Source organism: Kitasatospora sp. NPDC018619, assembly GCF_044391605.1.
GTDB lineage: Bacteria > Actinomycetota > Actinomycetes > Streptomycetales > Streptomycetaceae > Kitasatospora.
This window is the reverse complement of the sequence record NZ_JBISAI010000005.1, coordinates 322,655-346,247: the sequence shown is the minus strand read 5'-3', so window position 1 is coordinate 346,247 and position 23,593 is coordinate 322,655. Positions and strand designations below refer to the sequence as shown.

Annotated in this window: 14 protein-coding genes, 1 pseudogene and 1 riboswitch; of the genes and pseudogenes, 11 read left to right on the top strand and 4 right to left on the bottom strand. The window is 72.1% G+C overall.

Features of this window, described 5'->3' with window-relative positions; genetic code table 11:
- Window positions 1–6 precede the first annotated feature (6 nt).
- The 5 genes from ACH5AR_RS10640 to ACH5AR_RS10620 all read left to right on the top strand — a co-directional run bounded on the left by ACH5AR_RS10640 (window position 7) and on the right by ACH5AR_RS10620 (window position 3,629).
- Complete coding sequence (locus tag ACH5AR_RS10640; protein WP_396300995.1) at window positions 7–693, top strand: hypothetical protein; 687 nt, start codon at window positions 7–9, stop codon at window positions 691–693.
- 76 nt (window positions 694–769) lie between these two features.
- Complete coding sequence (locus ACH5AR_RS10635) at window positions 770–1,792, top strand: ornithine cyclodeaminase family protein (protein ID WP_396300994.1); 1,023 nt, start codon at window positions 770–772, stop codon at window positions 1,790–1,792.
- A 57-nt stretch (window positions 1,793–1,849) separates the two neighbouring features.
- A complete protein-coding gene (locus ACH5AR_RS10630) occupies window positions 1,850–2,656 on the top strand; it encodes a PhzF family phenazine biosynthesis protein (protein WP_396300993.1) in 807 nt (268 codons plus the stop codon).
- A 26-nt stretch (window positions 2,657–2,682) separates the two neighbouring features.
- Window positions 2,683–2,973 carry a DUF1330 domain-containing protein gene (locus tag ACH5AR_RS10625; RefSeq protein ID WP_396300992.1) on the top strand — a complete coding sequence of 97 codons (291 nt, stop codon included), beginning with the start codon at window positions 2,683–2,685 and terminating at the stop codon, window positions 2,971–2,973.
- Between the two features lie 23 nt (window positions 2,974–2,996).
- Window positions 2,997–3,629 carry a response regulator gene (locus ACH5AR_RS10620; RefSeq protein ID WP_396301046.1) on the top strand — a complete coding sequence of 211 codons (633 nt, stop codon included), beginning with the start codon at window positions 2,997–2,999 and terminating at the stop codon, window positions 3,627–3,629.
- On the opposite strand, the gene ACH5AR_RS10615 is transcribed toward ACH5AR_RS10620, so the two are convergent.
- Window positions 3,614–4,120 carry a hypothetical protein gene (locus tag ACH5AR_RS10615; RefSeq protein WP_396300991.1) on the bottom strand — a complete coding sequence of 169 codons (507 nt, stop codon included), beginning with the start codon at window positions 4,118–4,120 and terminating at the stop codon, window positions 3,614–3,616. The genes ACH5AR_RS10620 and ACH5AR_RS10615 overlap by 16 nt on opposite strands.
- Before the next feature lie 410 nt (window positions 4,121–4,530).
- A complete protein-coding gene (locus ACH5AR_RS10610; RefSeq protein WP_396300990.1) occupies window positions 4,531–5,691 on the bottom strand; it encodes a hypothetical protein in 1,161 nt (386 codons plus the stop codon).
- A gap of 281 nt (window positions 5,692–5,972) precedes the next feature.
- Window positions 5,973–6,178: riboswitch (cobalamin riboswitch) on the top strand.
- Between the two features lie 121 nt (window positions 6,179–6,299).
- On the opposite strand from ACH5AR_RS10610, the gene ACH5AR_RS10605 reads away from it, so the two are divergent.
- Genes ACH5AR_RS10605 through ACH5AR_RS10590 form a run of 4 tightly spaced genes read left to right on the top strand, consistent with a single transcriptional unit; the run spans window position 6,300 to window position 9,938 of the window.
- Complete coding sequence (locus ACH5AR_RS10605; protein WP_396300989.1) at window positions 6,300–7,244, top strand: ABC transporter substrate-binding protein; 945 nt, start codon at window positions 6,300–6,302, stop codon at window positions 7,242–7,244.
- A complete protein-coding gene (locus ACH5AR_RS10600; RefSeq protein WP_396300988.1) occupies window positions 7,241–8,383 on the top strand; it encodes a FecCD family ABC transporter permease in 1,143 nt (380 codons plus the stop codon). Before ACH5AR_RS10605 ends, ACH5AR_RS10600 begins: the two co-directional genes overlap by 4 nt.
- A complete protein-coding gene (locus ACH5AR_RS10595) occupies window positions 8,380–9,198 on the top strand; it encodes an ABC transporter ATP-binding protein (protein ID WP_396300987.1) in 819 nt (272 codons plus the stop codon). The genes ACH5AR_RS10600 and ACH5AR_RS10595 overlap by 4 nt, the downstream gene beginning before the upstream one ends.
- Window positions 9,195–9,938, top strand: a complete 744-nt coding sequence (locus tag ACH5AR_RS10590) for a (2Fe-2S) ferredoxin domain-containing protein (protein WP_396300986.1) — start codon at window positions 9,195–9,197, stop codon at window positions 9,936–9,938. The genes ACH5AR_RS10595 and ACH5AR_RS10590 overlap by 4 nt, the downstream gene beginning before the upstream one ends.
- A gap of 66 nt (window positions 9,939–10,004) precedes the next feature.
- Here the strand turns inward: ACH5AR_RS10590 and ACH5AR_RS10585 are convergent, their stop codons facing one another.
- The gene (locus ACH5AR_RS10585; protein WP_396300985.1) at window positions 10,005–14,216 is read right to left on the bottom strand and encodes a ricin-type beta-trefoil lectin domain protein; all 4,212 of its coding nucleotides are present in this window, start codon (window positions 14,214–14,216) and stop codon (window positions 10,005–10,007) included.
- Between the two features lie 523 nt (window positions 14,217–14,739).
- On the opposite strand from ACH5AR_RS10585, the gene ACH5AR_RS10580 reads away from it, so the two are divergent.
- Together ACH5AR_RS10580 and ACH5AR_RS10575 are read left to right on the top strand one after the other, a co-directional pair.
- Window positions 14,740–22,245 (top strand): polymorphic toxin-type HINT domain-containing protein, encoded by a 7,506-nt coding sequence (locus ACH5AR_RS10580; protein WP_396300984.1) that lies wholly within the window; start codon window positions 14,740–14,742, stop codon window positions 22,243–22,245.
- 8 nt (window positions 22,246–22,253) lie between these two features.
- A complete protein-coding gene (locus ACH5AR_RS10575; protein WP_396300983.1) occupies window positions 22,254–22,625 on the top strand; it encodes a hypothetical protein in 372 nt (123 codons plus the stop codon).
- Between the two features lie 89 nt (window positions 22,626–22,714).
- Here the strand turns inward: ACH5AR_RS10575 and ACH5AR_RS10570 are convergent.
- A pseudogene (locus tag ACH5AR_RS10570) lies at window positions 22,715–23,574 on the bottom strand (tyrosine-type recombinase/integrase); the annotation flags it as partial.
- Window positions 23,575–23,593: the final 19 nt, after the last annotated feature.

Here is a 23,593-nt window from a genome sequence, read left to right as displayed (position 1 = left end):
CCGACGATGACCACCACAGCTTCCGAGCAGCCCACCGTCCGCTGCCTCCCGCCCCCGGCGCCCCCGGCGCCGCCGGCCCGTCCGGCGACCGGCGGCGACCAGTGGGTCGCCCGCGACATCCTGCGCCGCTCCCCGGTCCGCCGGGTCGGCACGCTCGGCCCGCAGGGCACCAGCAGCGAGCAGGCCGCGCAGTTCCTCTGGGCCCGGCTCCCGGGCGGCGGCCCCGAGCGGCCGCCGCAGGTGCGCCTCTACGACTCGTACGAGCGGGCCGGCGACGCCCTGCGCCGCGGCGAGGTGAGCCACCTGGTGGTCGCCAACGCGTACGCGGCGGTCAACGAGTTCTACATGGACACCCGGATCGCGCTCGCCGCCGCCTTCATCATGGAGACGCCCGAGTACGGCATCGCCCGGGACGGCGACCACCAGGTGCCCCCGTTCCCGACCGTGGCCAGCCACCCGGCGCCGGTGCCGCTGGTCGGCCAGCTGCTCCCGCAGCCGTACCGGGTCGGGGAGATCACCCTGATGCCGTCCACCAGCGCGGCCGCCCGGGCCGTCCGCGAGCGGGGCGCCGACCTGGCGCTGACCACGGCGCCCGCCGCCGACCGGTACGGCCTCCAGTTCATCTCGCGGACCAGGACGATCCAGATGGTCTGGTCGGTCTTCGTCCCCGACGACGCGCCCGCCCCGCACTGAACCCGCGCGGCCCCCGCGCTGACGTCCCTCCCCGCGCCGAGATCCCCGCGGGTACCGAAACGGAAAGGTTGGAACGATGCTGCTCCTGGACCAGGAGGCGGTGCACGAGGCGTTCCCGATGGCGGACGCGATCCCGGTGCTGGCCGAGGCGATGCGGCGGCACAGCGCCGGGCTGGTCACCCAGCCGCTCCGCCAGGTGCTGCGGCCCGCCACCGAGGGGAGCATGTTCGCGGTGATGCCCGGCCACCTCGGCCTGCCCGCGGCCGGCGAGGGCTTCGAGCCCGCGCTCGGCGGCCTGGGCGGGTACGGGCTGAAGGCGATCATGTTCAAGCCGGACAACCCGGCGAAGGGCCTGCACGCCCACGTCGGGGCCGTCTTCCTCTTCGACCCGGAGACGGGCGCCCTGGCCGCGGTGCTGGACGGCGCCGCCGTCACCGCGGTGCGCACCGCGGCCGTCTCCGCGGTGGCCACCGCCGCGCTCGCCGCCCCGGACGCGGGGGACCTCGCGGTGCTCGGCTCCGGGGTCCAGGCCCGCTCGCACCTGGAGGCGATGGCCGAGGTCCGGCGGCTGCGCCGGGTCCGGGTGTGGAGCCGCACCGCGGCCCACGCGAGGGAGTTCGCGCAGTGGGCCCGGGAGCGGGTCGAGGTCCCGGTGGAGGTCGCGGCGACCCCGGCCGGGGCCCTGGCCGGCGCCGACCTGGTCTGCACCACCCTGGCCACCAGGGAGCCGGTCGTCGAGGCCGCGGACCTGGCGCCCGGCGCCCACGTCAACGCCGTCGGCGCCTCGGTGCGCGACGCCCGTGAGCTGCACTCGGCCGCGGTGGCCCGCTGCTCGGTGTTCGTGGACAGCCGCGAGTCGGCGCTGGCCGAGGCCGGCGACCTGCTGGCCCCGATCGCCGAGGGCCTGATCGGCCCGGACCACGTCCGGGCCGAGCTCGGCGAGGTCCTGCTCGGCCGCGCCGCCGGCCGCCGGGCCGCCGCCGAGACCACGCTCTACAAGTCCCTCGGCATGGCGGGCCAGGACATCGCCGCGGGCTTCGCCGTGCTGCGGGCCGCCACCGCGCGCGGCCTCGGCCGGCCCGTCGACTTCCCGGGCTGACGGCCGACCGGCCCCCGGTACCACGAGACCCGCCCCAGACCACCGAGAGGGAGCAGCATGAAGATGTACCAGGTGGACGCCTTCAGCGAGGAGCCGTTCACGGGCAACCCGGCAGCCGTCTGCCTGCTGGACGACGAGCGCGACGAGGCCTGGATGCAGGCCGTCGCGGCCGAGATGAACCTCGCCGAGACGGCCTTCCTCCGCACCGAGCCGGACGGCGGCCGGCGGCTGCGCTGGTTCACCCCGACCGTCGAGGTGGACCTGTGCGGCCACGCCACGCTGGCCGCCGCGCACATCCTGTGGCAGCGCGGCAGCACCGAGCAGGTGCTCCGCTTCCGGACCCGCAGCGGCGAGCTGCTGGCCCGCCGCACCGCGCACGGCATCGAGCTGGACTTCCCGGCGGAGCCGGCCGAGCCGCTCGACGAGGAGTCCGTGGCCGGCGACTTCCCCGGCCTCGCCAAGGCCCTGGGCACCGAGCCCGTCCGGGTCGGCCGCAACCGCTTCGACCTCCTGGTCGAGCTCGCGGACGCGCACACCGTCCGCAGCCTCGCCCCCGACCTGCTCGCGCTGCGGGCGTACCCGGTCCGGGGCGTCATCGTGACGGCCGCGGCGGACTCCGCCGGCCGGGAGGGCGACGACTTCGTCTCGCGCTTCTTCGCCCCGCGCTACGGCGTGGACGAGGACCCGGTGACCGGCTCGGCGCACTGCTGCCTCGGCCCGTACTGGGGCGGGCGCCTGGGCCGTGACGTCGTGACGGGCCACCAGGCCTCGGCGCGCGGCGGCCGGGTGCGGGTCCGGACGGAGGGCGACCGGGTCTTCCTCTCCGGGGCCGCCGTCACCGTCCTGCGCGGCGAACTACTCTAGATCCCGATCGTCCTGTTGGAGCCGCAATGACCGCCTATGTGATCGCCAACGTCCGCACTGCCGAACCGAACGAGGGGATGGCCGAGTACCGGCGCCGGGTGCAGGGCACCCTCGACCCCTTCGGGGGCCGGTTCGTCGTCAAGGGCGGCAAGGTGCGGGTGGAGGAGGGGGACTGGCACCCCGTCCACCTCTCCGTCATCGAGTTCCCGGACGGGGACCTGCTGCGCGGTTGGCTGGATTCGCCCGCCTACCGGGAGATCCTGCCGCTGCGCACGGACAATGTTGACACCGACCTGGTGATCGTCGAAAGCAGCTGACAGTGCCCGAAAACCTTCGTGTGGTGCTCGCCGAGGACAGCGTCCTCCTCCGGGAGGGCCTGGCCGGCGTGCTCGCCCGCTTCGGCCACCGGGTGGTGGCCGCGGTCGGCGACGCCGAGGCGCTGGCCGCGGCGGTGGCCGAGCACCGGCCGGACATCGTCGTCACCGACGTGCGGATGCCGCCCGGCTTCAGCGACGAGGGGCTGCGGGCCGCGGTGGCGCTGCGCGAGGAGCACCCGGGCCTGCCGGTGCTGGTGATCAGCCAGTACATCCAGCGCACCTACGCCGCCGAGCTGCTCGACTCGGCGGACGGCGCGGCGGTCGGCTACCTGCTCAAGGAGCGGATCGGCGACCTGGACGAGTTCATCGGCGCCCTCCACCGGGTCGCCGAGGGCGGCACGGTGGTCGACCCGGAGGTCGTCCGCCAGCTGCTGCGGCACCGCCGCGACCCGCTGGAGCGGCTCACGGCGCGCGAGCGCGAGGTGCTGGCCCTGGTCGCGGAGGGCCAGTCGAACGCGGCCATCGCCCGCTCGCTGGTGGTCAGCGACGCAGCGGTGGGCAAGCACATCGGCAACATCCTGATGAAGCTCGACCTGCCCCCGGCGGAGGAGAGCCACCGCCGGGTGCTCGCCGTCCTCGCCTACCTGCGGGGCTGATCGCCGTCCGGACCGCCGGCCCCGGCGGCGGCCTGGGGCGCGGCGGCCCGCGGCGCGGCGCTCCGGACGGCGTCGTCCTGCGGGGCGCCCTGCGGCGCGGCCCACCCGAGCGAGCGCCAGGCCGTCACGGAGAGGAACACGCCGAGCGGCCCGGCCGTCAGCCAGGCGAAGGAGAGCGACTCCACGTAGTCCATGCCCTGGTGCGAGGTCACGGTGTCGAACCAGACGTCCACCAGGAAGAGCGTGCCGGTCACGGCGGCCACCGGGGAGGTCCGCACGTCGCGCCGCCGGGCCAGCAGCGCGACCGCCACCAGCCCGAGCACCTCGGCCACGTCCAGCCCCACCCAGGCCACGCCCCAGCGCCGCACCGTGTACTCGCCCGCGCCCATGGTGACGGCGAGGTAGACGATCCAGGGGATCAACGCGGCTGCGCAGCAGAGCAGTACGGTCGCCGTCCGCCGCCCGGGCGTCGGCTTCTCTTGCGAGGGCATGTCCGTCCTTCGGTAGGTCTGTCGGGTCATCATGTCGGCCTGCTCCTCGCGCCGCGCGCGCGGGGTGCGTCGGCGGGGCGGCGCCCGGGCCGCGGGTCGGGCCGCGGGTCGGGCGGGGCCGTGATCCGGCCGAACCCGCCCGCCCGGGCGCGGGCTCCGGACGGACGGGCCGGGGGGGCCCCCCCGGGGGGGGGGGGCCCCCCCCCCCCCCCCCCGGGCGGCCCCCCCGGCGGCCGGGGCGCGGGCCTGAGCGCCGCCGGGGGGGGGCGGGGGGGGGGGGGGGGGGGGGGCCGCCCCCCCCCCCGGCGGGGGGGGGGGGGGGGGCGGGGGGGGGGGGGGGGCCCCCCCCGGGGGGGGGGCCCCCCCCGGCCCGGTCCTCCGCCGGGATCAGCCCTTCCGGGCCTTCCGGCTCACTTCACCGGCGCGGTGGCGGGCAGGTACGACAGGAAGTCGTGGGCACCGCTCGCGTCGGTCCCGTTCCCGGCGGCGAGCACCCGCCCGTCGACGGTGGGGACCAGCGCGGTGACGGTCGGCGTCGTCGTCAGCGGACCGGCGTACGGCTCCCAGGCCTGGCCGTTCCAGCGCAGCACCCCCTCGTTCGCGGTGTGCGAGACGGCCGCGAACACCTCGGTGCCGCGGTACACGAGCCCGTTGAGGTAGCTGTACCAGCCGTCGGCCGAGACGGTCACCGGCAGGACGCTCCTGGTCCAGGCCGCGCCGTCCCAGTGCAGGGCCACGATGCGGTCCGGCTGGGTCCGGGTGGTCAGGTCGGTCTCCCGGCCGCCGACGAAGACCTCGCCGCCGCGGCTGACCACCCGGGTGTTCGTCAGGCTCCGCGGCGAGGAGTCCGGCACGGCCACCTGCGACCACGCGGTGCCGTCCCAGTGCGCCAGGTAGGGCTGGCAGCGGTCGTTGCCGGTGTCCCTGCACTGCTCGCCGGAGGCCCAGACGTCGTTCTCCGCCGCGGCCGACACCGAGTTGAGGGTGGTGGTCCTCCCGGTCGGCGCCGGCAGCTTGCTGACCGTCCACCTGGTCCCGTTCCACCGGCCCACGGTGGCCGTGTCGGTGCGGTGGTCGTAGTTGGTGGTGGTGGTTCCGACGGACCACGCGCTGGTGGCCGACAGCGCCACCGCGTCCCGGGCGTCGTAGCCCGCCACCGCCGGGCTGGGGCTGCGGTCGACCCAGGCCGTCCCGTCCCAGTGGAAGGCCTGCGCGGCCGTCCCCGACCCGAGGAACCAGGTGTCGCCCGCGCCCGTCCCGGCGACGGTGGGCGTACCGGACAGCTGGGCGGGAAGCTTGAACTGGCTCCAGGTGGTGCCCTTCAGCTGCCACGTCTGCCCGCAGGTCCACGACTCGCCGGACATCGAGCAGTCCCACTGGGTGCTCGCGAACACCGTGTCGGTGCCGACCGCGGCCATCTTCGTGATGCTCCCCTTGGGCGCCAGGGGCAGCTGGCCCCACCCCGAGGCGTCCGTCGCGGCCACCGCCGGCCCGACACCCAGGGACAGCGCGGCTCCGAGCGCCACCGCCGTGGTGGCCAGGGCGCGGTTGATACTCGTGTGTCGATTCATGCCCCGACACCACCGCCCGCCGCTATATTTTCTCCATACCCCCGCCCGGTCGGCGACCCGGATCCCCTCGAACTCCGGCTCCGGCGGCAGGAGTTGGCAAGCCCCGGCCCGCATCGCCCGACCGGCCCGCCCGCGCGCCCCGATCCGACGGCTCCGCCCCCGGACCCACCCGGCCCCGACCACCCGGCGGGCACCGGGCCCCGGCCGTCCCGCCGCCGACCGGCGCAGCGTCCGACCGGTCGCCCCCACCAGGTGGCCGGTACCGGTCCTGACCGCGCCTGGTACCTTTCGATCGCCGTGGTGTTCGGGAAACCGGTCGGAGTCCGGTGCGGCCCTCGCCACTGTTGCCGCGGAGTACCGCGGCCCTCGCTGACCGGCTCCCCCAGCGGTCAGGGCCACTGGGCGGGCTGGAACAGCCGCCCGGGAAGGTCGGTCGCGGCGCGTCGATGCGGAAGCCAGGAGACCGGCCACGGCGCGCCATGTTCCACGAGGGTCTTGGAGAACACGTGCCCAGCGCTCTGCCGTACCCGTTTCCACCCCTGTGCACCGTTCGCCCCGGAGGTCCGGTACGGGCCGGCCGGGCGCTCGCGGTCCTCCTGCTCACCGGTGTGCTCGGAGCCTGTGCGGGCGCCCCCGCGCCCCTCGCGTCCGGCGGGCCGACGGGCGGTGCCGCGCCGGTCAGCCTGGACAACTGCGGGACGACCGTGACGGTCGGCGCGCCGCCCGACCGGCTGGTGACGCTCAACCAGGGGGCGACGGAGGTGGCGCTGGCCCTCGGGCTGGAGGCCCGCATGGCCGGCACCGCCTACCTCGACGACGCCGTCCCGGAGAAGTGGCAGGCGGCCTACGACTCCGTCCCGGTGCTCTCCAGGGACTACCCGACGAAGGAGAAGCTCCTCGCGGCCCGCCCCGACTTCCTGTACGCCTCCTACTCCAGCGCGTTCACCGGCAAGGTCGCGGGCACCCGTGAGGAGCTGCGCGGCCAGGGCATCGCGTCCTACCTGTCCCCGTTCGGCTGCTCGGACAGAAGCCTGGTGCCACCGACGACCTGGTCGGCGGTGTGGGGCGAACTGGACGACGTCGCCCGGGCCTTCGGAGTCCCGGAGCGGGCCGCCGCGATCCGGCGGGAGCAGGAGCAGCAGCTGGCCGGGCTCACGGCGACGGCCGCGGGCAGGGGCCTGAAGGTCCTGTGGTTCGACTCGGACACCAGGGCGCCGTTCGTCGGCGCGGGCCACGGCGGCCCGCAGCTCGTGCTCGACGCCGTGGGGGCCCGCAACGTCTTCGGGGACCTGCCGGGCGGCTGGCAGAACGTGAGCTGGGAGAAGGTCGTCGCGGCGGACCCGGACGCGATCGTGCTCGCGGACGCCGGCTGGGACACCGCCCAGTCCAAGATCGAGTACCTGGAGCACGACCCGGTGCTGAGCGGGCTCACCGCCGTGCGGCGCAAGGCCTTCGTGGTGGTGCCGTTCTCGGAGTCGACCCCGGGCGTGCTGCTCGCCGATGGAGCCGCCCGGGTGTCCGCGGGGCTCGGCCGACTGCGGCCGGCCTCATGACCGCCGCACCCCGCCCGGCCCTGCGCTCCCGTGGTCCGGGCCTGCGGCCTCCCGACCCTGCGCCACGGCCTCCCGGTCCGGGCCTGCGGCGCCGCGGTCCGGGCCGCGCGACGGCGGCCCTGGCCGTCGGGGCGGCCCTGCTGCTGGCCACCGTGCTCCTCGGCCTCACCGTGGGCTCGCACCCCGAACCCGTCCGGACGGTGATCGACGTCGTGGCGCGCCGCCTCGGCCTGGGCGACCCGCAGGTCACCCTGCTGGACGACCGGATCGTCTGGCAGTTGCGGCTGCCCCGGGTCCTGGGCGCGGCGGCCACCGGCGCCGGCCTCGCGGTCTGCGGTGCGGTGCTGCAGACGCTGACCGGGAACGACCTGGCCGATCCCTTCCTGCTCGGGATCTCGGACGGCGCGGCCGCCGGGGCGGTCACCGTGATCGTCCTCGGCGTCGGCGTGTCCGGCGCCGTGGGCACCGGCGCGGTCTCGACGGCGGCCTTCGCCGGTGCGCTGCTCGCCGCCGTCGTCGTCCTGGTGCTGGCCGGTGCCCGCGGCCGGTCGCTGCCGACCGCCCGGACGGTGCTCGCCGGCATCGCGGTGGGTCAGGCCTGCGGGGCGTACACCTCCTTCGTCGTGCTGGTCCTCGGGGACCGCGACGCCGCGCGCGGGGTCATGGAGTGGACGCTGGGCTCGGTCGCCGGCGTGCGCTGGCCCACCGCCGTCTTCCTGGTCGCGGTCGCGCTGGCCGGTGTCACGGTGCTGGCCGCCTCGGCCCGCGACCTGGACGCCTTCGCCTTCGGGGAGACGGCCGCCCGCTCCCTCGGCGTCCACGTCGAGCGCACCCGCTGGGTGCTGATCGCCACCGCCGCGCTGGTGACCGCGTGCCTGGTCGCCCACACCGGTGTCATCGGGTTCCTCGGCCTGGTCGTCCCGCACGTCGTCCGGCTGGTCTGCGGCCCGCGGCACGCCCTGCTGCTGCCCGTCTCGGCCCTGCTGGGCGCCTCCCTGCTGGTGGGCAGCGACATCCTGGCGCGCTCGGTCCTGGCCGACCGGGAGATCCCGGTCGGCGTCGTCACGGCCGGGCTCGGAGCGCCCTTCTTCGCCTGGCTGCTGTGGCGCCAGGGGCGGGCCGAGGGGAGCGCACGGTGACGCGGACGCCCCCCGTCGAGCTGCGCGCGGAGGAGCTCGGTGTGCGGGCCGGCACGGCCACGCTGCTGGACGCGGTCTCGCTCACGTTCCGCCCCGGCCGGGTCACCGGCCTGCTCGGGCCCAACGGCGCCGGCAAGACCACCCTGCTGCGCGCGGCCGCCGGGCTGACCCGGCCGAGCGCGGGGCGGGTCCTCCTGGACGGAGCGGACCTCCACGCGCTCACCGCCCGCCGGCGGGCGCGGCAGGTGGCCTTCATGGAGCAGCAGGCCGACACCCGGCTGGCGCTGACGGCCCGCCAGGTCGTCGAGCTGGGCCGCACGCCGCACCGCGGCCGCTGGCCCGTCCCGACGGACTCCGCGGCCGGGGCCCACGAGCGGTCGGTGGTCGCCGGTGCCGTCGCCGCAGCCGACGTCGGCCACCTGCTCGACCGCTCCTGGCCGACGCTGTCGGGCGGCGAGCGGCAGCGGGTCCAGCTCGCGCGGGCCCTGGTGCAGGAGCCCGGTGTGCTCCTGCTCGACGAGCCCACCAACCACCTCGACCTGCGCCACCAGCTCGGCTTCCTCGACACCGTGCGCGGGCTGGGCATCACCACGGTCGCCGCGCTGCACGACCTCGAACTCGCCGCCGCCTACTGCGAGGAGGTCGCCGTCCTGCTCGACGGCCGCCTGGTCGCCCACGGGCCGAGCTCCGAGGTGCTCACCGCGCCCCTGATCGCCCGGGTCTACGGCGTCGACGCCACCGTGGAACGGCACCCGCGGCACGACCGGCCGCACATCCGGTGGAACGGACTGCTCCAGGAAAGGACGACGCCATGACCGCCCCCGTCCCGGATCCCCCCGCCCGCCGCGAGGCCACGCTCCTGGTCGGCATGTCGATCGCGGAGGCCGTCCGCCGCGACGAACTCCTCCGCGCGGCGGCGGCGCACCGGGCCTCGCTCGCCTTCCTCCAGCTGGCGGACCCTTCGCTGTCGGCCGAGCTGACCAGGCTGGCCGACGCGGGCGCCGGGACCGTGGTCCTGGTCGGCGTCCGCCTCGCGGCCTGCGGCCCGGGCCAGTCCTGGCTGCGGCGGATCGCCGCCCACTGGTGGCGCGAGCGCGGGGGTCACCGCCCCGAGCTCCTCGTCGCGACCCGCCTCGCCGACTCGCCGGCGGCCGTCGCCGCGGTGGCCGCCGTGACCAGGCCCGTCACCGGCGAGGAGCCCGGCCTCACCTCCGCGGCCTGGGAGGAGGTCCCCGGCCACCGCCACCAGGTCCTGGTGTGCCGCGGCCCGCGGTGCGCGGCCCTGGGCGCGGAGGAGGGCCTCCGCGCCCTGGTAGGGGAGCTGGCCGACCGCGGCCTCGGCGACGACGACGTGCTCGTCACCCAGACGGGCTGCCTGTTCCCCTGCAACCAGGCCCCCGTCGCCGCCGTGCAGCCGGACGACGTCTGGTACGGCAGGATCGACCCGGCCGCCGCCCGCCGCATCGTCACCGAACACCTCACCGCCGGCCGCCCGCTCACCTCCCACCGGCTCCCCCGCCACCACACCCCCCGCCCCGCCGACCCCCACTCCTGACGCCCGCTCATCAAGCGCCGGGGCCCACGAAGCGACTCGCTTCGTGGGCCCCGGTGGGTCGTACGGTCAGGGGTTGACCGGCTGGGGCGGGGTCCTGAGAGCGGGGAAGCTCCAGGTCTGGGCGGTCGTGCCGTTGCAGGTGAAGGCGACGAGCCGGCTGCCGGGGGTGGTGTCGTTGCCGGGCAGGTCGAGGCAGTGGTCGGTCGCCGGGTTGTAGAGGCTTCCGTCGACTCGCGGAAGCCATACCTGGTTCGAGGCGCCGCGGGCACAGGGCGACAGGCCGATGCCTGCCCCGTTGGCGGTACCGCCCCCGGTGATGTCGACGCACATCCCGCGCATGCTGATGGTGCCGCTGGCGGAGTCGACCGTCAGGTTCTGGGCGGCGGTGTTGTTGCAGATGGTGATCTCGAGCCCCTGGCCGGTGTCGTTGTAGGGGACGTCGAGGCAGTTGTTGCTCGCGGCGTGGCGAATCGCCATGGCCGCGGTCGGCGGGTTGACCGGAGTGTCGTAGACGGCGAAGTCGGTGACGCTGCCGTCGAAGTACCCGGTCGGCTGGCCCTGGTACTGGTAGCGGCCGAGGACCAGGCCGCCGCTGGGGGCGGGGCTGGTGGCCGCGTTGTGGTAGCCGCTGCCTGCGAGGGTGCCGTTGACGTAGAGGCTCATCTGACCGGTGTCGGCGTTGTAGCTGGCGGTCAGGCGGGTCCACGCACCGTTCCGGACCAGGGCCGCGCCGTTGCCGACACTGGTGGACTCGTAGGGCCAGGTGTTGTCGTCGCCGTGTGCGAGTGCGAAGCGCCATGCGCCGCCGCTGCCTTCGCTCCAGAGGATGAAGCTGCTGGCGTGGGCGGTGTTCTGGCTGGCGACGATCTGGCCGTTGCCGTTGGACTTCGCCCAGGTGCTGATGGTGAAGCTCTTGCGGGTGTCGACGGCCGGCCTGTCCGTGGTCATGGCCGAGGTCGAGCCGTTGAAGGCCGCGGCCTTGGTGCGGCGGCCGTCGACGGTGTCCTCCGCGAAGGCGAGGTCGGTGGCGGTCGCGGTGTAGGAGACGGTGGGGTCGGCGCTGACGGCGGTGGTGTCGCCCTGGAGCTGCCACTGGGCGGCCGGGGCCTGGGTGTTGCCGCGGTAGTGGTCTGCGCCGAGGCCGGTGACCGTCTTGCCGGTCAGCATCCCGGGCCAGGCGTGGAGCTTGCCGGTGTTGTCGAGGGCCCACAGGTCGGGCACACCGTCGCCGGTGACGTCGCCGTCGGAGCCGACGGTCGGGTAGTCGCTCGGGGTGAAGCCTTCACCGATCTTGGCCGTACCGGCCGGGGTGACGGCGGCGACGACGGTGTACTCACCGGCGCCGTCGACGCGGGTCTCGGTCGTCAGGGCGTACTGGAGGATGTCTCCCGCGGCCTGGCCGGTACCCCCGGCGGTGCGGGCACGTGCCCACAGGGCCGGGGTGACCGGGGTGGTACCGGCGGGGTCCACGGCGAGGGTGTTGCCGGGGACCATGAGGTCGACGGTGTCCCACCCCCCTGCGGAGACCAGGACGGGCGGGAGCAGGGTGTGGTTGGAGCCGGTGGGGTAGTACCAGAGGTTGGCGGCCTCCACGGCGAAGACGCCGGTGGCGTTCGTGACCTGGCGGTTGGGGGTCCGGGTGTCCTTGGCCGAGCCGATCGGCGTGATCTGGCTGGTGCGGCTCCAGTCCGCGTCCTGCTGGTAGCCGGCGCAGGCAGACGCGCCACCCTCGCAGTTGGGCCGGTCCAGGACCTTCTTGTACTTCAGACTGAACCGGCCGGGGTTGTCTTCGTCCTTGTAGTAGTAGTGGAGACCAGCTCCGCCCTCCCGGTGCACGAACAGGTCGTCGGTGTTCTTCCCCGGGTCCATGGAGCCCCGGTGGGTGACGTGGTAGTCCTTCCACGTCCTCCCTGCCTCGGGTACCTGGTTGACGGGGGCGGCGGTTCCGGTGGGCGGCACGTCGGTGCTGCCCGGGTCGGTCGCCCGGCCGTGGGTGATCAGGTTGCCGGCGCTGTCGGGGACGAGGATGTCGGGATTGGCGTCGCCGGTGGTGTCGCCGAAGGCGACCGAGCCCGGTGCCCAGGGGACGTAGAAGGCGTACGACATGGTCTGCGAGGCGTTGCCTGCGTCGTCGAAGACCTGGGCGTAGAGGATGTTGGTGCCCCAGTGCGGGGGCCTGGTCCTGATCTCGGTGACGTTCAGGGTGCTGCCGGCCGGAGCGCAGTCCTGCTTGTGGTCGGCGAGCTGCGGGTCGTAGCCGTAGCGCACGCAGACGACGCCCGAGGCGAGCTTGCCCGAGGGGTTGGGGTCGTAGGCCGTGAAGGGGATCGCCCCTTCGTCGCCGAGGCGCAGGTTGGTGGTCTGGCCGTTGCCGGACGGGGGGAACTGCTTGTCGGGGTCGGTGAAGGTACCGAAGGCCGCGACGGGCGGGGTGGTGTCGACGGCGAAGTGGCAGGCGGGCGTGGCGGGACCGCGCAGGAGGCCGTCGTCGCCCTGGACGGCCCAGCTGTAGTAGTGCCCGTCTTCCAGGGTGAAGCGGGGAACGGTGTAGGAGGCGCGGCTGCCGTTGGGGACGAAGCCCGACCAACCGTTGCTGACGCTGGGAGCGCCGGGGAGGGAGTCGTCCCAGATGTCGGCGTACTCGGTGAGCTGGCCCTGGTTGTGGCTGCTGACGACCGAGGTCAGGTTGACCGTGGTGTCGGTCACCCAGCGGAACGAGGAGACCGTCCCGTCGCCGCAGGCGTCGCCCGTGCCCCGGGTGACGCTGTTCGGGGACGGACGGGCCTGGGGGTCGGTCGGCTGGAGCGGGACGTGATCGAACTCGGTGGACAGGACGGCATCGTAGGAGAAGCGCTTGAACGCCGCCTTGTCACCGGTTCCCTCCGGGCCCCTGACGGCGAACGCCAGCGGTGTGCCGGTGTCGGCGAGGGCGTTGCGCATCGCCCCCGTGACATTGAAGTCGACGGGGATGCCTGAGGCACAGGCGTTGCTGCCCCCGTTGCCGGGGACGTCCTTCCCGTCGAGCCACTCGAAGATCTGGTGGGTGCTCCACGAGATGGTGCCGTCGAAGGCGCCGGCCCGGTAGGCGCTGACCGGGTACGCATTGGTGCACGAGAAGTCGGCGGACGTGTACTGCCAGACGCGCAGGTTGGCGTAGTTGATGGCCGTGTCGGGCAGGTAGCCGTTCAGGCTGAACTCGTACAGCGCACGTTCGACGCCCTTGGTGGTCTCCCAGCCCTGGTAGCCGACGCCGGGCCGGTCGCGGTCGGCGGATCCGGTGCGGTCGTAGTTCCCGGTCTTCGGATAGGCGGACTGCACCCAGGCGTGGTGGCTCTTTCCCCGGGCATCGTTCGACCACGACGGGTCCACGTAGATCGGATAGCTGGTGTTCGGGCCGTCCAGCAGGTCCGGGCTGGGCGACAGGATGATGCTCCTGCTGCCGTTCGAATCCGTTCCGGTCGTCACGGGGATGTCGGCGACCGTGGCGCCCGCACCGGGGCCTTCGGGCGTACTGGGCCCGCCCGCTGTCTGGCGAGTGGCGCCGCCTGCAAGGGATTCCGTCGGGCCGGGCTGTGATGCCGAGGCCTGGGTGGTCAAGGACGCCTTCGCCGCCGCGGGGACCGCAGCCTGCCCGGTAGCCCCCGCCACGGACCCGGCTACCGGTGCCGCGGCCGACCACATCTGCGGTTTCGGGGCGGTGAAGACCTCCTTGCCGTCGCTGACCGCACGCAGGCTCCCGTCCTCGTTCGTGGACAGCTCCACGCCCTTGGTCGTGGTCGGGAAGGTGAGCGAGCGCACCGCCGGGTTCGCCGCAGCGGCGGGCGTGTGGAGGATCAGTACGGTGCTGTAGCCGCCGAACCGGGTCGCGGTCACCTTCAGGTCCGTGTCGGGCGCCACCGACGCGTACAGCGCACTGTTGCCGCTCACCGTCGGGACCGGCAGCTGCCCCGGGAACGGCGACCCGACGGCGAGCTGCTTGCCGTCCTTGGTCGTCATCGTCACCAGCGTGGCATTGCCGCCCCCCGAGATGACGAGGTCCTCGCTCGCCGCCGCCGGCGCGAGGGTACCGTCTGCGCGCTTGAGCAGGGTGTCGTCGAGTGCCGCCCACGACCCGTCGGGGCGCTTGACGCGCTGGGCGTCCAGGTGCCTCTCCTGACGGAGCCTGCCGGTGGGCGTGGCGACCGTGGTGCTGAACTCGTCTGCCAGCGAGGGGACCTGGACGTCCTTGCCGGTCCTCTTCGCCTCGGCGAGCGCCAGTTCGACAGGCCGGGGGTCCAACAGCTCCCCTGCGTGTGCGGCGTCCCCCGCCTTGACGGCTTCCTGCGCCACCCGCCACGGATCGGGTGCCGAATCTGCTGTGGCAGAGAGCGGCGCGAGGCCCGGCAGCGTCACCGCGAGCGCCAGCATCGCTGCCAGTGACGAGAAGCGGACCGCAGCGGCCCGCGGTCTTGCGGCCCGCTCGGGCGATGGTCGATTGTCGGTCATATCCCCACCTGGAACACCCATGGCTTTTTCCCCGGTTCGAACCCTCCGCGCCGGACGCACAGAGACCAGCCGGACGGTCTCAGGCAAACGAACGGGTCGTCAACGATTTTCTTTCCGAAATATCCCCCATCGACTGCCATAGGCACCCGGGCCCTGTCTGGTGACGCACATCACAGCGCCCGTGTTCTCGATACGAAGAGATCAACTCCCAGGCGCTCCCATAGAATCCACCAGCCCTAACGGGGCCGCTTTAGTTAACTGAACGTCAGCTAAAGGATCATCAATGCCAATTCGTGGAAGAAACGGGTCTCCACCGGTGAGCAGGCGCATAGCCTGCGCCGTGGTACTGGCCCTGACCTCATCCCTGCTGGGGCCCGTCGTCTCCCAGGCCGTCGCGGCGGGACCCGACTTCTCCCGGGTCTGGTCACCTCCCGGCACCCCGCTCCCCCGCACCCCGTCGATCGACGCCACGGCGGCACCCAAGCCAGCCGAAGCCGCTCCGCGCTATCCGGTCCCGGCCGCCTCCAACACCACACCCGCCCGGACCCCCGTCGAGCAGAAGAGCGCAACGGCGGACCTGACGAACGCACCCTCGCGGGCCGGAACGCTCCCGGTCTGGGTCAGCGCCCCCGGACAGGGCGCCGTCCCGGACGCGGTCACCGTGGTGCAGGCCGACACGAAGAGCGCGGACGCCGCCCGGGTCAACGGCCTCCTGCTCTCCCTGAGCGCCACCTCGCCTGCCGACGGCACACCCGCCCAGGGCACCGGCGCGCCGAAGGCGGTCAAGGTCGCCGTCGATGTCGCGGCGCTGGATTCGGCGAGCGGAACGGTCGGTGACTTCGCCTCCCGCGGCCGGCTGGTCACGATGCCGTCCTGTGCGCTGACCACCCCACAAGTGCCGTCGTGCCTGGTCCGCACCCCGGTGGCCACCGCTTACGACGCGACGTCGAAGCGTCTGGTCGCTGATCTGGAACTCCCTGCGGGCGACAACGGCGCACAGCCCTCGACGATGGCCGGCGGAGCGGTCAAGGCCGCGCTCTCGGACACCGCGACGACGAACGCCCCGGCCGTGCTCCTCGGCGCGGAGACCGGATCGTCCGGCGGCGGGGGAACGTACCGGGCCACCAGCCTGTCGAGCTCCTCCGGCTGGGCGGCCGGCAACTCCTCGGGCTCGCTCACCTACAGCTACAACATCGAGACCCCGCCGGCACTCGGCACTGCTTCACCACAGGTTCCCCTCAGTTACAACTCGTCGTCGGTGGACGGGAAGACCTCTGCCACAAACGCGCAGGCGTCCTGGGTCGGGGACGGCTGGGACTTCAACCCCGGTTTCATCGAGCGCAGTTACACTCCTTGCGACAAGGCCGGCATCACCAAGTCCGGGGACCTGTGCTGGGGCGGTTTCAACGCCACGCTGTCCATGGGCTCACACTCCGGACCGCTGGTCCGCGAGTCGGGAGCGGCGGTCAAGGCCGACGAGGCCACCGGTGTGTGGCGGCTGAAGAACGATGACGGCACCCGGGTCGAGTTCGGTGCGGACCCGGGCAACGGCAACGGCACGTACAACGGCGCCTACGCCAAGGTCACCGACACCTCCGGCACGGTGTACTACTTCGGACTCAACCACCTGCCCGGTGGCGACAGGAGCGACCCCGCCACCCAGTCCGCTTCCACCGTGCCGGTCTACGCCCCCAACAGCGGCGACCCGTGCTACGACGCGGCCAAGGGCATGGCCTCCTGGTGCCAGATGTGGCAGCGCCTGTCCCTTGACTACGTCGTGGACGCCCACGGGAACCTGATCACCTACACCTGGGCACCGGAGACGAACTACTACTCCCGGGGTGCGGGCCAGAACAACGGCAACGGCACGCTGACGCCGTACACCCGGGCGAGCACCCTCTCACGCATCGACTACGGTCAACGCCTCCCCGACCAGGTCGCGGCGAAGGGTACCCTCCAGCCCGCGGCCCGGGTCGCCTTCACCACCGCCGAGCGCTGCCTCGCCACCGGCTCAGCCTGCGACCCGGCGAACCGCACCGTCGCGAACAAGAACACCTGGCCGGACGTCCCGGTGGACCAGGAGTGCAAGGACACCGGCACCTGCACCGTTTCGGGCCCCACGTACTTCACGACGAAGCGCCTCGTGTCGGTCGCCACGCAGGTCCGGGTCAACAACGCCTGGCAGGACGTCGACTCCTACGAGCTGACCCACTCCTTCCGCGACCCCCTGGACGTCACCAGCGACCCCAAGGACGCCCTCAGCGAGCGGGTCCTGTGGCTCGACTCGGTGCAGCGCACCGGAAAGACCGCCACCCCGAACGTCAGCACCCCAGCGGTGTCGTTCGTCCCGGTCATGCTGGCGAACCGTGTCGACGGCTCGGATCTCGTCCCGGCACCACCACGGATGAACCGGCCGCGGATCCAGCAGATCCGCAACGAGACCGGCGGCGTCCTCAACGTCGACTACAACGAACGCGACTGCTCCCGCGTCAACCGTGTGATGCCGACGGCCGAGGACGACAACACCCGCGCCTGCTTCCCGGTGCGCTGGTCCGTCCCCGGATCCGTCGCCGGCGCCGACCCCGTCCTCGACTGGTTCAACCACTACACCGTCCGCTCGCTCACCGAGAACGACTTCGCCACCGACGCACCCGCCAAGACCACCACCTATGACTACGGGCCTGCGGCCTGGCACCGCGACGACAGCCAGTTCACCGACCCCAAAGCCCGTACCTGGAACGACTTCCGCGGCTTCGCCACGGTCACCGTCACGGTCGGCAGCGGCAACGACAGCCCCAAGACGCGCACCGTCACCACCTACCGGCCGGGAATGGACGGCGACGTCCTCAAGAACGGCGGCCGGCGAACGGTTCCCCCTCTCACCGATGCCCTCGGCCGCACCGTCACCGACGTCGAATGGCTCTCCGGTCAGGTCCTGCAGACCGAGACCGTCGACCTGACGACCGGCAAGGTCATGGCACAGGCCGTCAACAGCGCCTCCGGAGAGCGAGTCACGGCTACCCAGCCGCGCGGCGGCACGCTCCCGGACCTCGTCGCCCGCTACCCGGCCACGGTCAACAGCACGACCAACCGCATGCGCAAGGCCGACGACACCTGGCGGACCACCACCCGGACCACCACCGGCGACGAAACCCACGGCAACCGCCCGGTTACCTCGCTCGACCAAGCCGACGGCCTGCCGGACCTGTGCACCCGCACCGCCTACGCCACCGGCCCGGACCTCCAGCGCACCGACCTCGTCGCCGAGACCCTGACCGTGTCCGGTGCCGATGCTTGCACCGCTGCGGCCACGGGAAGCAACACCGTCTCCAGGGAGCGGGTCTTCTACGACGGCAAGCCCTACCAGCAGGCCGGCACGACAGCCGACCCGACGGCCAAACAGCTCCTCGACCGCTACGACAGCTCCGGTGCGCCCGTGTTCACCAACGTGGTCAGCGCCACGTTCGACACCTACGGGCGCCCCACCTCCACCACCGACCCGAACAGCACCGACGCCCAGCATCCGAACGGCGCGACGAGCACGACGTCCTACGCGGCTCCCGCAGCGGGTGAGCTACCCACCAGCATCGCCGTTTCGTCCCCTGCCCCCGGCAGCGCCAGTGGCACCTGGGACACCGTCACCACCTTCGACAGCCGACGCTCCCTGCCCCTGGCGGTCAAGGACGCCAACGGAAAGACGACGACCGAGACCTACGACGCGCTCGGCCGCCTGACCGCCGTCTGGTACCCCGGCCGTACCCCGGCGCTCAAGCCGAACGCCAATCTGAAGTTCGACTACACCGTCTCCAACACCACCGGCGTCCCGTCGACCACCACCGTCTCCACCCTCACCGCCGATGTCGACACCCCCGTCTACATGCGGCAGGTCACCCTGTCCGACGGCTTCGCCCGTCCCCGGCAGACCCAGTCCACCCCGGCAGGCCCCGGCTACACCGGTCGGCTGATCACCGACACCCAGTACGACTCCCAGGGCCGGCCCTGGGCCACCAACGCCGCCTGGTTCAACAAGGACTCCGACCCCTCGACGACCCTGGTGAGCGCGCCGAACAGCACCATCCCCGCCCAGACCCGCCTGACCTTCGACGGGCTCGGCCGCCAGACCACCTCGGCGTTCTGGTCCCTGGGCGTCCTCCAGCACCAGACCACCACCGCCTACCCCGACGCCGGCCGCACCGACGTCGTCCCGCCGCAGGGCGCCTGGCCCAGCACCACCCTGACCGACGCCCGCGGGCGGACCACCGAATCGTGGCAGTACCGCACCACCACGGCCACCGGACAGGCGTCGGACGCCGCCGTCACCCGCCGCACCTACACCCCTGCCGGTCAACTCGCCGGCATGACCGACGCCGCGGGGAACACCTGGACGTACGCCTACGACCTGCGCGGACGTCAGACCAGCGCCAGCGACCCGGACACCGGAACGACAACCCGCACCTACGACAACGCCTCCCGCGTCTCCACCGCGACCGACGCCAAGGGCCAGGTCCTCACCTACACCTACGACCTGCTCGGACGAAAGACCGGCCTCTACCAGGGCACGGCCACACCCGCCACGCAACTCGCCGCGTGGACCTTCGACACCGTGATGAAGGGCAAGCCCGCCTCGTCCACCCGCTACATCGGCGGCGCCGGCGGCCAGGCCTACACCACGGCCGTCACCGGCTACGACAACGGCTACCGCCCGACCGGCACCACCCTGACCATCCCCGGGACCGAGGCGGGCCTCGACGCCGGCACCTACAGCTACACCACCTCGACCACCTACGACCAGATCACCGGCAGCCCCAAGCTCACCACGCTGCCCGCCACCGGCGGACTCCCGCAGGACCGACTGGCGTTCTCGTACAACGACTACGGCCAGATGTTCTCCTACGCCGGCGCCACCACCTACGACGTGCAGACCTCTTACGACGCCTACGGCCGCCCCCTGCGCTCGACCGTCAACCCGTGGGGCACCCAGGTCGTCGCCACCACCGACTACGACCAGGCCACCGGCCGAGTCCGCGGCCGGTTCCTCGACAAGCAGACCTCCACCCTCGGAGCGGTCCAGCAGACCAACTACACCTACGATCCCGTCGGATCGATCACCTCGATCACCGACATCCCCGACAACAACCCCGGCGCGGCCGACCGCCAGTGCTTCACGTACGACTACCTCGGCCGCCTCACCACCGCCTGGACCGACACCGGCGGCATCACCACCCCGGACCCGCTCCAGCACAAGACCCTCGACCAGGGCGCCTGCGCCAACGCCACACCCACGAGCGGCGCCGTCGCCCCGGCCAAGACCACCGTCGGCGGCGGCAACCCCTACTGGCAGGAGTACACCTACGACCTCACCGGCAACCGGACCAGCCTCATCCAGCACGACCAGTTCGGCGACCCCGCCAAGGACGTCACCACCGCCCAGCAGTTCCCGTCTCCCGGTACCGTCAACACACCGACCAGCGCGGCCGGCACCGGTGGAGGCACCGGCGGCGCCCACGCCCTCCTGGGATCCACCGTCAAGACCGGCGCCACCACGACATCGAGCGGTGCGTTCCAGTACGACGCGACCGGCAACACCACCGCGATGCGCACCGGCATCTCCGGTACCGGCACCTCGGCGCTGACCTGGAACAGCGAGGGCAAACTCGCGAGTTACACCGCCCCCACCCGGATCACCGGCAACGGCGGGACCTGCATCACCACCGCCGGCGGCAGCAACGCCAACGGCACCAACCTGCAGATCAGCACCTGCAACAACAACGGCAGCCAGCTCTACACGGCCGCCAACAGCAAGCTCGTCGTCCTCGACAAGTGTGTCCAGGCCATGGGCACCACCGCCGGCGCGGCCGTCCAGGTCCAGGCCTGCGACAACTCCGCCGCACAGAGCTGGAACGCCCGCCCCGACGGAACCATCCACAACCCCGCGTCCGACCTGTGCCTCGCCGTCCCCGGCGACGTCACCACGGTCAACACCGCCCTCGCCCTCGGCACCTGCGCCAACACCGTCCCGGCCGGGCAGAAGTGGACCGTCCCGAACACCACCACCACCTACCTCTACGACGCCGACGGCAACCAGCTCATCCGCCGCAACCCCGGCCAGAACACCATCACGCTCGGCACCGACGAGCTCACCGTCGACACGGCGGCCAGGAGCCAGACCGGCACTCGCTACTACCCCATCCCCGGCGGGCTCACCATCGTCCGCCAAGGCGCCGGCACCGCCCCCGGGACCTTCGTCGTCCAGGCATCCGACCACCACGGAACCGGCACCATCAGCGTCGACCTGGCCACCACCGCCACCACCCGCCGCACCAGCGATCCCTTCGGGAACCCCCGCGGCGCCCAGCCCGCCCCCGGCACCTGGCTCGGCGCCAAGGGCTACGTCGGCGGCACGAAGGACGACACCACCAACCTCACCAACCTCGGCGCCCGCCAGTACCAGCCCACCACCGGCCGCTTCATCAGCCCCGACCCCGTCCTCGACCAGAGCAGCCCACAACAGTGGAACGCCTACGCCTACAGCAACAACAATCCGGTCGACCTCAGCGACCCGAGCGGGCTGCGCCCCGACGGCTCGGCCGGCGGATTCAGCGACAGACTGCCTGACGGGACAAAAGAAGTCTGGACCTACGACGGCGACGGCGGCTGGGACTGGGCCCGGGACGTCACCTTCGGCAAAATGGGCCAGAAGAACGTGATCGTCGTCACCCAGCGGGTCAGCTTCAACGCCAAACCCGTCAAGCGTCGCCCATCGGTGGAGTCCTCCTGGACCTCGTACAAGCCCAAGGTCAACCCCACCTGGGCTGCAATCGTCCACGTCGTGGCCGAAGTCAGCGGCCTGAACGACATCCGCGGCTGTATCGGCGGGAACATGACCAGTTGCGCCTGGGCAGCCGCAGGGGTCCTACCCGTCGGAAAGGCCGGCAAGGCCTTCAAGCTCATGGGAGAAGGCACCGAACTCGCCAAGGGTACGGCGCGGGTCGGCGACAACACCACCCGCTTCGCGCAGAAGGAAGCTGACAACGCGCTAGCCGACGTGGCTCCATCGTGCACAAACAGCTTCACGCCTGACACACCGGTCCTCCTCGCCGACGGGACCGCCAAGCCCATCAGCGAAATCCAACCTGGCGACGAAGTCACCGCGACAGACCCGGAAACTCACACGACAAACGCCGAGTCGGTCACAGATGTCATCATCGGTGCCGGCGACCGCGAGTTCACCGATCTGACGGTTTCTTCGCCCTCCGACCCGGCCAAGCCCACCACCGTCGTCTCCACCCAGAAGCACCCGTACTGGAACGAAACCACCCAACGCTGGACCAACGCCAACGCCCTGAAGATCGGCGAGCTCCTCCGCACCTCCGACGGCAAGACCGTCTCCGTCCTCCAGGTCCGCAACTACCACACCACCCCTCGCCCCGCCTACAACCTCACCGTCGCGAACCTCCACACGTACTATGTGCTGGCGGGCAATACGCCGGTGCTCGTGCATAACACTGGTCCGGGCTGCGGAGAACACGATGTTCCCGGGCTCCCCAAGAGCTTGAACAAGATTACGGACGGCCCCGGAGATTGCCTTCAGTGCGCCGAAAAGATTCGGGACAGCCTGGGTGGCGGAGATATCCACAGGTTCGAACCGTCGCCTTATCCGAACTTTGGGCCATATCAGGGACAGCCGCAAAGCTGGACGCACCACTATGTCGTGATTCGCGATGGGCGAGTGTATGATGCGTTCACGCCCAGAGGGGGCTTGACGATTTCGGAGTATAAGTCTCTCTGGGAATATGGCGAGGACATCAACTTCGGATTCTAGGAAGAGCTGTGAACCACAAGGATCTGATCGCGAAGGTGCATGCCAGGCCTGGACTGTTTGGCCTCGATGGCACGTACCGGTCCAGCGTGGCATTCCTCATCGGTCTTGACGCTGGAAGCTTCGGGGGCCTTCTGAAGGGATTCAGTGAGTGGCTCGTCGTAAGGCGCGGATATCAAACCAGTCTCGGATGGCAAGCCCTAGTTCTGGAGATCGCCTTCGAGGGTGAGTCGATCGGGCACTCGGTCGACCTGGATAGGGATCAGGAACGGCAGGCCGTGGATTGTCTTTTCTCCCTGCTGGCCGATTTCATGGAAGTGCGGGACAATTCGCTCGAATTGGCCCGCATGTATGCGGCCTACCGCTCGCTGCATGAATCATAAAATGATTCGGTAGTGAAATCTGAGAGGCCCCGCCAGTTGAATTCTGGCGGGGCTTCTCGGCGTCTTGACGGCAGTAGTTGACGGCAACGTCAGCGGACGGCTGCTGCACAAAGAGGCGGTTCGTCGCCGTCGTCGGTCCGGGTGGCGGACTTAGCGGGGGCGCGGAGGGCGTTGCCGAAGAGGTCGATGGCGTCGCGCTGGAGGCGCAGCCGGACGTGGGCGTAGACGGTGGCGGTGACGCCGATGTGGGTGTAGCCGAGGAGTTCCTTGATCACGACAAGTTCGACGCCCTGTTCCAGGAGTAGGGCGGCCGCTGAGTGGCGGAGGTCGTGGAACCGGATGCGGCGGAGTCCAGCCCGGCGGAGCAGGGCGTTGAAGTACCGAGTGAGCGTTGCACCCTCGATCGGCGCGCCATCGGGCCGGGTGAACACGTAGCCGCTGTCCTTCCAGCCCCCGCCCGCCGCTTCGCGTTCCTGACGTTGCCGGGTGCGGTGCCGTTCGAGAGAGTGCAGGCACGGCGTCGGTAGGGCGATCCGCCGCTCCGAGCTCTGAGTCTTGGTCGGCAGTGCGGTCAGGCCGCCGGAGTTGGTGCGCTGGAGGGTGCGGCGGATGCTGGCGATGCCGTCGGCCAGGTCGAGGTCTTCCCAGCACAGGCCGAGGAGCTCGCCCTTGCGGAGCCCGGTGCGCAGGGCGAGTTCGAACAGCGCGTGCAGGCGGTGGCGGCGAGGAACTGGCGGGCCTCGCCGGCGGTGAGCGGTTCGAAACGGCGGGGTCGGGGTGTGCCCATGCGGACGTTGCGGGGAATCTCCTCCTCTCGGACGGCGTGCTACAGGGCGGACTTGAGCACGGAGTGGACGTAGGCCAGCGGCAGCGGGGACAGTCGCTTGAAGCAGCACCTCCCGACGGCGCAGCACTGATGCTGGTCTCGGGCGGCGTCGATGCCGCAGCACAACCACGGGCCCCGATGG